Raw genomic sequence first — 11090 nt, 5'->3', positions numbered from 1 at the left:
ACCAACCAACTGCGCAAATGAATAATTATGTTGAATGAAATCAGCTTATTCTTTTTGTGGAGACAGTAAAAACAAGGGGGATTATTGATGTTTGATATTGTAACATTAGCAAGATTCCAATTTGCAATGACAACCGTCTTTCATTACTTCTTCGTACCGTTTTCAATAGGATTAGCACTAGTTGTAGCAGTCATGGAAACAATGTATGTAGTGAAAAAAGATGAACGTTATCGCAAAATGGCGAAGTTTTGGGGCAACATTTTTCTATTAAGCTTTGCAGTAGGAGTCGTAACAGGAATTATTCAAGAATTTCAGTTCGGAATGAACTGGTCAGATTATTCACGCTTTGTTGGAGATATTTTTGGTGCTCCACTAGCAATTGAGGCTTTACTTGCATTCTTTTTAGAATCAACTTTCTTAGGTTTATGGATTTTTACTTGGGACAAAGTAAATCCTAAATTGCATTTAACATTTATTTGGTTGGTAGTATTTGGTTCAATGATGTCAGCTTTCTGGATTTTAGCAGCAAATAGCTTTATGCAACATCCAGTTGGGTATACATTAAACAATGGCCGTGCAGAGTTAATCGATTTTGGTGCAGTTATTGGGAATCCAAAAGTTTGGTATGAGTTTACCCATGTTCTGTCTGGTGCTATTGTGATGGGCGGAATGATCGTTGCAGGTCTTGCGGCGTTCCAAATTTTGAAAAAACGTGATATGACTTTCCACAAAACATCTATGCGCATTGGTTTATGGATTGCTTTATTTGGTTCATTGTCTGTTTTATTTACAGGTGATTTACAAATGAAAGCCTTGATCAATGATCAACCAATGAAATTTGCGGCAATGGAAGGGGATTACGAAGATTCAGGTGATCCGGCTGCTTGGACATTGATTGCTTGGGCAGATGAAGCTCAACACAAACAAGTATTTGGGATTCAAATTCCTTATATGTTAAGTATCCTTTCTTACAATAGCTTATCTGGTTCTGTAGATGGGATGGAAACTGTCAATGAACGCTTGAAAGAACAATATGGGGATGATAAAAGTTATTATCCACCAGTCAACACACTATTCTGGAGCTTTAGAGTCATGGCTGGATTTGGTGCATTGATGCTTCTAGTTTCAGCTTTAGGATTATTCTTTAGTCGTAAGAAAAAACCTTCACTTTATGAAAAACGCTGGATGGTTTGGATCGTGGCATTATGTACGTTTGCACCATTCTTAGCAAATACAACAGGTTGGTTGATCACTGAACTTGGTCGTTATCCATGGACTGTTTACGGTTTATTTACGATTGAAGATAGTGTGTCACCAAACGTATCAGTTGCTTCATTATTAACATCGAACATTATTTACTTTATTCTTTTTGCAGGTCTTGGTTCAGTAATGGTTTACTTAATTACTGTAGAGCTTAAAAAAGGCCCGGATTATGAAGAAAAGAAATTAGTAGAGGCGAACTCTACTGATGTAGATCCATTTGATAAGGAGGTCTTTGGCGAATGAGTACGTTGCAATTACTCTGGTTTGTACTAATTGGTATTTTATTCTCAGGCTTCTTCTTCTTAGAAGGTTTTGACTTTGGCGTGGGTATGTCGGTTCAAACATTAGCGCACGATGAAGAAGAAAAAGAACAGATCATCCAAACAATTGGACCGGTTTGGGATGGTAATGAAGTATGGTTACTAACAGCAGGTGGGGCGATGTTTGCTTCTTTCCCATACTGGTATGCTTCATTGTTTAGTGGTTTTTACTTGATTTTGTTTATTATTTTAGTAGGTTTGATCATTCGTGGGGTTTCATTTGAATTCCGTCACCGTATGCCAGATGGCAAACGTCGCAGAATGTGGAACTGGACATTATCGATTGGTAGTTTTATTGTGCCGTTTTTCTTTGGGATTTTATTCATTGATTTAGTTCAAGGAATGCCGCTTGATGTTGATGGTAATATGATGGCTTCGTTTACAGATTACATCAATGTATTTTCTGTTGTAGGTGGCGTTGCGTTGTCATTATTGTGCTACTTGCATGGGTTGAACTACATTGCACTTAAAACAGAAGGTCCAGTCAGAGAACGTGCACGTAATTATGCGTCATTCTTCTATTGGATTTTATATGTTGGCTTAGTTGTATTTGCAGCATTGTTGTACTTTAAAACAGATTTCTTTGATAATCATTTCGTCGTGACGTTATTATTAGTAGTAGGAATCGTTGTATTAACAGTTGTTGCCAATGTAAGTGTCTTTAAGAAAAAAGAAATGTTGGCTTTTCTTGCTAGTGGCTTAACATTGATTCTTTTAGTTGCTTTATTATTCAGTGGTTTATTCCCACGTGTGATGGTTGGTAGTGAAGGGTATTACGATATCTTGATCAAAGATGCTTCAAGTTCTCCTTATACATTGAAAACTATGACATGGTTATCATTAACGATTTTACCATTTGTATTAGCATATACAGGTTGGTCTTATTATGTCTTTAGAAAACGTATCAAACATCCAGCAATTGCTGCTGTGGGGTATGAAGGATGATCGATAAAGCCATCTTAAAAATGCCGAAAATCAAAAATATCATGATCTTGCTTGCAGGTTTTTCTTTCCTGCAAGCAGTATTTATTATAGGACAAGCATTTTATTTAGCGAAAGCCGTTGTTGGGTTATGGGAAGGTGGTCAATTACAAGATCAGCTGTTGAATATTTTGGTGTTCTTTTTGTTTTATACTGGCAGACACGTGGTAACGTATCTTCGTGAGAAAATGTTGGATACATTTAGTTATGATCGCTCTCGTGAATTAAGAGAAGCTTTGTTACAAAAAGTGTTTCGACTTGGACCGACTGTTGTTCAAAAAAATGGTACGGGAAATATGATCACAATGGCGCTGGAAGGAATCAGTCAAACGGAAAACTATCTGCATTTGATCTTGATGAAAATCATGAATATGATGATCATTCCGTGGATTATTTTGATTTTTGTTTTTACGTTGGATATTCGTTCGGGTGTTGTATTACTAGTTGTGTTTCCTATGATCATTATTTTTATGATCATTTTAGGGTATGCGGCTCAAAGTAAAGCAGATAAGCAATACAAAGCGTTTCAGATTTTATCAAATCATTTTATTGATTCGTTACGAGGATTAGATACACTAAAGTTATTTGGATTAAGCAAAAAATATGCAGGTAGTATTTATAATACCAGTGAACGATTTAGAGAAGCGACGATGAGTACACTGAAGATCGCAATTTTATCAACGTTTGCTTTGGACTTTTTTACAACATTATCTGTAGCGGTTGTGGCGGTGTTTTTAGGCTTGAGTTTGTTAGAAGGCGGGATTTTACTATTTCCGGCTTTGACGACATTGATTCTAGCACCAGAGTTCTTCTTACCAGTTCGTGATTTTGCCAGTGATTACCATGCGACATTAGATGGAAAAAATTCATTTCAAGCAATTCAAGCTGTCTTGGATTTACCAGAAATGACTGAAACGGATCGTCTTACTTTAGGTGATTGGACAGCGTTGAGTGAATTATCAGTTGATCAATTGACCTTCCAATATGAAGAAGCAACGCAATCTGCTTTAAAAGGCTTGGATTTTGCTGCAAAAGGGTATCAAAAAATCGGGATCATCGGCGCTAGTGGTTCGGGTAAATCTACTTTGATCAATGTATTAAGTGGCTTCTTAGAACCAGATGCTGAAACAACAAAAATCGAAGTCGATGGACAAGTGATTCCGCATTTTCTACAAAAAGAATGGCAGAAGCAAGTGCTTTATATTCCACAAGCACCTTATATTTTCCAAGATAAATTAGCGAACAATGTTCGTTTCTATACACCTGACGCAACAGATGAGCAAGTATTAGCTGCTATTCAGTTAGTAGGCTTAGAAACGCTTGTAGCAGGTCTTAGTGATGGTATAAACACTGTGATCGGTGAAAGTGGGAGAATGTTAAGTGGTGGACAAGCTCAGCGTGTAGCGCTTGCCAGAGCCTTTTTAGATCAAGACCGTCGAATTTTATTGTTTGATGAACCAACTGCTCACTTAGATATTGAAACGGAAGTTGAATTAAAGGAAAGAATGTTGCCGTTGATGGAAGACCATCTTGTCTTTTTTGCTACTCATAGATTACATTGGATGGCGGAAATGGATTATATTTTAGTGATGGACAAAGGTCAATTGGTTGAAGCAGGAACGCTAGCTGAATTGACTGAGAAAAATGGTTACTATGTGAAATTAGTGAATCAGATGAGGGGGACAGAATAATGGAAAATACCCCAACGAATAAAGAATTGTTCGAAAAAGATCAATGGGTCAAACCTTTTTTGAAAAAGTACAAAGGCTTGTTGTATCTCGCATTGATTTTAGGCTTTTTGACCTTCTTTAGTGCAGGAGCGTTGATGTTCAACTCAGGTTATTTAATTAGCCGAGCGGCATCACTTCCAGAAAATATTTTGATGATTTATATTCCAATTGTTTTAACACGGGCCTTTGGGATCAGTCGTCCAGTTTTTCGTTATATCGAGCGTTTAGTGAGTCATAATTGGGTCTTGAAAATGACGTCTGACTTACGTTTAAAGCTTTATATGGTTTTAGAGAAGGATGCGATTTTCTTTAAATCAAAATACCAAACGGGTGATATTTTAGGTTTATTGTCAGAAGATATCAATCACTTACAGAATTTGTATTTACGTACGATTTTCCCGACAGTGATCGCTTGGTTGTTATATATTTTTATTATTATTGGACTTGGTTTGTTTTCATGGTGGTTTGGTTTATGTATGCTGTTGATGTTAGGTGTCGTGATTTTTCTATTGCCTTTAATCTCAGTTTTAGTGAATGGTGCCAGACAAGAGAAGCAAAAAGTTTCTAAAAATGAATTATACAAAACATTGACAGACAATATTTTAGGCGTTTCTGATTGGGTATTTAGCCAACGTGGACAGGAATTTGTTCATTCTTATGAGAAGGAAGAAGCAAAATTACGTCAGTTGGACGAGCAGATTAAACGTTTTAATCGTTTTCGTGATTTTGTGCTGCAAGTTGTTTTCGGTGTGATCACTGTGGCAATTTTAGCTTGGACGAGTGTTCGTTTTCCAGGGAATCATGGCGGAGCAGCCAATTGGATCGCTGCATTTACACTAACTGTATTTCCTTTGATCGATGCGTTTGCCCCACTGCCTGACGCAGCACAAGAAACCAATATTTATAAAGATTCCATCAAACGTTTGAATGATTTACCAGAACCAGAAGAAGCCAAGGCTGCACCAAAAGAGTTGATCGTCACAAATACGGACATTAACATTAGTGATCTATCATTTTCTTATGAGGACACGGCTAAAAATGTTTTAGAAGACCTAAGTTTAACGATCCATGCTAAAGAAAAACTAGCGATTCTAGGCCGCAGCGGTTCGGGGAAAAGTACATTAGCTACGTTGATTCGTGGTGATTTACGGCCAGATAGAGGGACGATTACTTTAGGTGGAATACCAACGTATGAGTTTGGTGATCAAATCACGAAATCAATCGGTGTGATTCATCAAGCACCTTATTTATTCAGGACAACGATCTTAAATAATGTTCGCATCGGTCAGGAAGAAGCCTCTGAAGAAGAGGTGTGGCAAGTGTTGGACAAGGTTGGCTTGAAAGAAATGATTGAAGGATTACCTGAAGGTTTATTGACAATGGTAGATGAAGCAGGTTTGCGTTTTTCTGGTGGCGAACGTCATCGTTTGGCTTTGGCTCGGATTTTACTTCAGGACACTCCTGTTGTCTTATTGGATGAACCAACAACGGGGCTTGATCCGATTACAGAACAACAATTATTAGATACATTCTTTGATACGTTAAAAGATAAAACGATTATTTGGATCACCCATCATCTGCAAGGTGTTCATATGATGGATCGAGTAATTTTTATTGAAGATGGTCAATTGGAAATGAGTGGTTCACCGCAAGAGTTATTAGCGACAAATCAACATTATCAACAATTATATGCGATTGATCGAGGCATGAACAAGAATTGATTGGTTGACGAATCTACTTATTTACGAATAAAATAAAAAAGTTGAGGCAAAACTCTAGGAGCTTTGCCTCAAACTTTTAAAGACTGAGTAAGGAATTAGAATGACCGTTGTAGTAATAATTCTGTTAGTAAAGTTAGCTGTTCTTTACCTAAGCAATCAGGTAATTTTTCGATATCGGTCAAAGCTTTTTCAGTGACACGTTTCGCAAATGCTTTGGCATCATTGACTCCGCCTAGCTCGTGAACGAGTTTAGCTGTTTCAGCGGCTTGTACGTCTGTGATATCAGCGCCTTTTTCTAAATAAACGGCAAAGTGTTCTGGCGCTTTTTGCATCGCAAAGATCAAAGGCAGGGTGTAGACACCTTGTGCTAAATCTTCTAAAACGGGTTTTTTCAACGTTTTTACGTCAGCAGTGTAGTCTAAGATATCATCATACACTTGAAAAGCAATCCCGATATGGCGACCAATACGTCTTGCTAAACGTTGAACTTCAGAAGATGCATGACCAAAATGGGCACCTTCAAGACAGCTTAAAGAAAATAACTCAGCCGTTTTTCCATTGACACTGCGTAAGTAATCAGTAACAGTCATGTTCTTTTTATAACGTGTATGCATTTGATCTAATTCACCAAGTAGCAATCGTTTCATCGCTGTTGCATTCGTATGTAAGAAATCAGAACCATTCATCGTATCAGCAAGTAATTCAAAGAATTCTGTAAATAGTAAATCTCCAGTGTAAACAGCAATATCCTTACCATAGCGAGATTGGATTGTAACGGTTCCTCTACGAAGAGGAGAATCATCAATGATATCGTCATGTACAAGTGTTGCCATATGCAGAATTTCGATCGAAGCGGCGATCTTGATCAATTGTTTTTGATTTTGTTTTTGTTCATCTCCAATTTGGGTAAACAAAAAAAAGAATGCTGGGCGTAGTAATTTCCCACCTGAATAAGTCAGTTCGATCAAAGCTGCTTCAATTTCTTTGTTTCGTATTTTCACTTGATGTTTGATCAATTCACAAGTGTCATTCAATTGTTGTTGGATAATAGGAAATTCTTTCCAAAAATCATTCATAACCAATATTCCTTTCAGTAATTCAATACTATTGATTGTATACGAAGTAGGTAAAGAAACACAAGTAAATTATTCCGTGAGCATAAAACTAAATATTATAAGGAGAGAAGAGTATAATTTGAATAGAGAAGTATTTTTTGAATTAGTAGAGCTAAAAGCAAAGACAGCCAGTGTTTTACCCTTTCTTTTAGGAATTTGTTTTAGTTGGTATCATTATCAAAGTTTGCATTTATTGTATGTACTTATTTATTTTATTGCGATGTTTATTTTCAATATGGCTGTTGATATTTTAGACAATTATAATGATTACCATCATGCCAAAGAAGGGCATGATTATAAAGAGAAAACGAATATTATCGGGCGGGAGAATTTGTCTTTGTCGATGATTCGTCGATGGATCATCTGGATGATCGCTATTTCTGCGTTAATGGGGATTGGGCTGTCCATAGTTGTTGGTTGGCCTTTGTTGTGGCTAGGATTGTATTGTTACTTGATCGGAATCTTTTATTCTTCTGGACCCAAACCATTATCAAGCTTACCATTAGGTGAATTCTTTTCAGGATTTACGATGGGCTTCATGATTATGTTGATTTGTGTTTATATCAATACGTTTGATTCTTTTCAATGGACATTGAGCAATCTTGGTAGTATATTTTTAGTTTCATTGCCTAATACATGTTTGATCGCCAATTTGATGTTAGCTAATAATATTTGTGATTTAGAAGAAGATGAAACCAATCATCGTTTCACCTTGGTACATTATTTAGGTAAAAAGGCATCGATCGGTTTGTTCGTTAGTTTGATCGTGATTGCATTTGCTTCGATCATTGTGAGCGTATGTTTGGGCTTGACACCAATTACGATGCTATTAACTTTGTTGATTATCCCATTTATTTGGAAACAAACGAAGCTATTTTTACACGAACAAGTCAAAACAAAAACATTTATTTGCGCTGTAAGAATATTAGCTGTTGGCGCACTTGCACAAGTTGTATTTTTTGCCATAGGATTGTGGCTTAAATAATAAATAAAAAGGTTAAGAGGGGATTTTAAAAATGAGTAAGCACGTCGTTATTTTAGGCGCTGGCTATGCCGGTTTAAGAGCGCTACACGAATTACAAAAAGGCAACAATGATATAAAAATCACATTGGTGGATCAAAATGATTACCACTTTGAAGCAACAGATATCCACGAAGTTGCCGCAGGAATCCAAACATCAGAAAGAATCACTTACCCAATAAAAGATGTTGTAAAAACAGCTTGTACAACATTTGTACAGGGTAGAGTAGAGAAAATCGATAGTGAAAACCAACTCGTTCATTTAAAAGACCAAGAAGCCATCGCTTATGATTATTTGATCGTAGCATTAGGCTATGAATCAGAATCTTTCGGCATTCCTGGTGTAGAAGAATTTTCATTAAAAATGGTTGATATTCCAACGTCAGAAAAAGTGTATCAACATTTAACAGAACAAATGGAAGCTTATAAAGCAACCAAAGACGAAAACTGTCTAAAAATCGTTGTTTGCGGTGCTGGTTTTACTGGGATCGAATTATTGGGTTCTTTACATGAGGGCAAGAAAAAATTAGCTGCTATTGCTGGTGTTGAACCTGAAAAAATTCAATTATATTGTGTTGAAGCGGTAACTCGTTTATTGCCAATGTTTAGTGAGAAACTTGGTGGTTACGGCATCAATCATTTGAAAAAATGGGGCGTTAATTTCTTAGTTGGAAAACCAATCAAAGAAATCAAACAAGATACCGTTGTTTATTTAGATAATCAAGAAACAAACGAATTAAGTGAACTAAAAGCTAAAACAATCATCTGGACAACAGGTGTTAGTGGAAGTCACGTTGTTGGCGATTCTGGTTTTGCAGCGAAACGTGGTCGTGTGATGGTTCAAGCTGACTTAACAGATGCAGATCATAGTAATGTTTATATCATTGGTGATTGCTCAGCTGTGATGGACAAAGAATCAAACCGTCCATATCCAACAACTGCACAAATTTCTCTAAAAATGGGTGAACACGCCGGAAAAAATATCAAAGCACAATTAAAAGGTGAACCAACGAAAGAATTTACCTTTAAATCATTAGGTTCAGTTGCTTCAATTGGGAACAGCCATGCCTTTGGTGAAGTTGGAAAAATGGAAGTTAAAGGATATCCAGCTTCTGTTATCAAAAAAGCGATCATGGATCGTTCATTATTTGAAACAGGTGGAATCAAAGAAATGTTGGCTAAAGGCCGTTTTGATTTTTACCGTTAAAAATTAATAGATGCAAAAGCTACGAAGGATTCACAGTAGAGCGTTGTTTTGAAATGACAGAAAGTCAACGGCTGATGGAAGTTGACCAAAATAACGACTTGAATTACAAATCTGGAGCATAATATCATATTCGGGTGAGATCCGTTAGCGTCTTTTGAGTGGAGATTATGTTTAATTTCAACTATGGGTGGTACCGCGTGTATTTATGCGTAGGAGACAAAATAAAACTTTTGTTTCTGACGTTTATTCGTCCCTGACAGTCTATTTTGGATTGTCAGGGATTTTTTTGTTTTAAAAATTAATTTATAAGAAAAATGGGGAAAGTAAATGAATAAAAAATTAAGTGTTAAAGAAGCATTGATTGTATTTTTGTCGTTATTATTGATTATTAGTATTTGTGTGATTGGTGTCGGTATGAGTCCGATTTTTCCAGTCTTGTGCGCATTAGGCTTGTTGATTGGCTGGAGTAAATGGCGTGGAGCCTCTTGGGATAAAATCCATGAAGGAATCATTGAAGGGGTAAAAACTGGGATCGTTCCAATGATTATTTTCATTTTGATCGGTGCCTTGATTGCTGTGTGGATTGCCAGTGGTGTGATTCCGACAATGATGTATGCCGGATTTTCAGTTATTAGTATTAACATATTTTTACCCTCAGCGTTTGTTAGTTGTGCTGTTGTCGGTATTTCTATCGGAAGTGCTTTTACGACTGTTTCAACGATTGGTTTAGCATTGATGGGAATGGGGATCTCAATGGGATTTAACTCAGCAATATTAGCAGGTGCGATTATTTCAGGTGCAGTATTCGGCGATAAAATGTCTCCTCTTTCTGATACGACCAATTTAGCCTCAGCGGTTGCTGGAGCAGATTTATTCAAACATATTAGAAATATGATGTGGACGACAGTTCCAGCTTTTGTTATTTCATTTATTCTTTATGCGGTGATTGGATTTCAAACAAAGATCGGACAGACAGATTTAGAAACGAAACAGTTTTTAGAAGTTTTACAAGCAAATTTCTCCATTAGTTGGTGGGCAATTTTGCCGATTCTTTTATTAGTATTATGTTCAATCAAACGAGTGCCAGCGATTGCTTCTTTACTAGTAACAATTTTAGCTTCAAGTATTATGTATATGCTTCAAATAAAAACTGTTGATTTAAAACAATTAAGTACGATTTTAGAAAATGGCTTTGTGTCCGAAACAGGAATGGAGCAAATTGATGCTTTATTAACCAGAGGTGGGATCCAAAGTATGATGTGGTCAGTTTCACTAATTTTACTGACCTTATCATTAGGCGGTTTATTGATGAAAATGGATGTGATCAATGTTTTGATGGCACCACTTGCTCATAAATTGACGTCAACGGGTAGTCTTGTTGCAGCAACAGTTTTCAGTGGCGCTTTAGCTAATGTGATGATTGGTGAGCAATATCTTTCGATTATTCTCCCTGGACGTGCATTCAAAGAAAGCTATGATAAAGCTGGACTTGAGCCAGAAGTTTTATCTAGAGCTTTAGAAGATTCGGGTACGGTATTAAATTCATTGATTCCTTGGGGTGTAAGTGGTGTGTTTATGGCAAGTACATTACAAGTTTCAACATTGAGTTATGCACCGTTTAGTTTCTTTATTTTATTCTGTCCGATTTTGTCGATACTTTCAGGGATAACAGGCATTGGCATTCCTAAAAAAACATCAAGTGAGAACGCCAATTAACCGGCAGATTCTATTC

8 protein-coding genes are annotated in these 11090 nt (G+C 36.7%); 7 read left to right on the top strand and 1 reads right to left on the bottom strand.

Features of this window, described 5'->3' with window-relative positions; translation table 11 throughout:
- The first annotated feature begins 87 nt into the window (after positions 1-87).
- From JZO69_RS11105 to cydC, 4 genes are read left to right on the top strand one after another with little or no spacing between them, the layout of a single operon-like run.
- A complete protein-coding gene (locus tag JZO69_RS11105) occupies positions 88-1506 on the top strand; it encodes a cytochrome ubiquinol oxidase subunit I (protein ID WP_207112938.1) in 1419 nt (472 codons plus the stop codon).
- Positions 1503-2528, top strand: a complete 1026-nt coding sequence (cydB, locus tag JZO69_RS11100; protein ID WP_207112937.1) for a cytochrome d ubiquinol oxidase subunit II — start codon at positions 1503-1505, stop codon at positions 2526-2528. The genes JZO69_RS11105 and cydB overlap by 4 nt, the downstream gene beginning before the upstream one ends.
- Positions 2525-4255: a thiol reductant ABC exporter subunit CydD gene (gene cydD, locus JZO69_RS11095; protein WP_207112936.1), complete on the top strand. Its 1731-nt coding sequence runs from the start codon at positions 2525-2527 to the stop codon at positions 4253-4255. The genes cydB and cydD overlap by 4 nt, the downstream gene beginning before the upstream one ends.
- Entirely contained in the window at positions 4255-6015 is a 1761-nt protein-coding gene (gene cydC, locus JZO69_RS11090) for a thiol reductant ABC exporter subunit CydC (RefSeq protein WP_207112935.1), read from the top strand. Before cydD ends, cydC begins: the two co-directional genes overlap by 1 nt.
- A gap of 95 nt (positions 6016-6110) precedes the next feature.
- Here the strand turns inward: cydC and JZO69_RS11085 are convergent, their stop codons facing one another.
- On the bottom strand, positions 6111-7091 hold the full coding sequence (locus JZO69_RS11085) for a polyprenyl synthetase family protein (RefSeq protein ID WP_207112934.1): 981 nt from the start codon (positions 7089-7091) through the stop codon (positions 6111-6113).
- Between the two features lie 118 nt (positions 7092-7209).
- Between JZO69_RS11085 and JZO69_RS11080 the strand changes: the two genes are divergently transcribed.
- The 3 genes from JZO69_RS11080 to nhaC all read left to right on the top strand — a co-directional run bounded on the left by JZO69_RS11080 (position 7210) and on the right by nhaC (position 11074).
- Complete coding sequence (locus tag JZO69_RS11080; protein WP_207112933.1) at positions 7210-8115, top strand: prenyltransferase; 906 nt, start codon at positions 7210-7212, stop codon at positions 8113-8115.
- 31 nt (positions 8116-8146) lie between these two features.
- Positions 8147-9358 (top strand): NAD(P)/FAD-dependent oxidoreductase, encoded by a 1212-nt coding sequence (locus JZO69_RS11075; protein ID WP_207112932.1) that lies wholly within the window; start codon positions 8147-8149, stop codon positions 9356-9358.
- 327 nt (positions 9359-9685) lie between these two features.
- Positions 9686-11074 carry a Na+/H+ antiporter NhaC gene (gene nhaC / locus JZO69_RS11070; protein ID WP_207112931.1) on the top strand — a complete coding sequence of 463 codons (1389 nt, stop codon included), beginning with the start codon at positions 9686-9688 and terminating at the stop codon, positions 11072-11074.
- Positions 11075-11090: the final 16 nt, after the last annotated feature.

It is taken from the genome of Candidatus Enterococcus ikei, assembly GCF_017316105.1.
Taxonomy (GTDB): domain Bacteria; phylum Bacillota; class Bacilli; order Lactobacillales; family Enterococcaceae; genus Enterococcus_L; species Enterococcus_L ikei.
This window is presented reverse-complemented; position numbering and strand designations above follow the sequence as displayed.

Coding starts and splice junctions, on each gene's coding strand:
- JZO69_RS11105 (WP_207112938.1), top strand. CDS start 88: ATGTTTGATATTGTAACATTAGCAAGATTCCAATTTGCAATGACAACC.
- cydB (WP_207112937.1), top strand. CDS start 1,503: ATGAGTACGTTGCAATTACTCTGGTTTGTACTAATTGGTATTTTATTC.
- cydD (WP_207112936.1), top strand. CDS start 2,525: ATGATCGATAAAGCCATCTTAAAAATGCCGAAAATCAAAAATATCATG.
- cydC (WP_207112935.1), top strand. CDS start 4,255: ATGGAAAATACCCCAACGAATAAAGAATTGTTCGAAAAAGATCAATGG.
- JZO69_RS11085 (WP_207112934.1), bottom strand. CDS start 7,091: ATGAATGATTTTTGGAAAGAATTTCCTATTATCCAACAACAATTGAAT.
- JZO69_RS11075 (WP_207112932.1), top strand. CDS start 8,147: ATGAGTAAGCACGTCGTTATTTTAGGCGCTGGCTATGCCGGTTTAAGA.
- nhaC (WP_207112931.1), top strand. CDS start 9,686: ATGAATAAAAAATTAAGTGTTAAAGAAGCATTGATTGTATTTTTGTCG.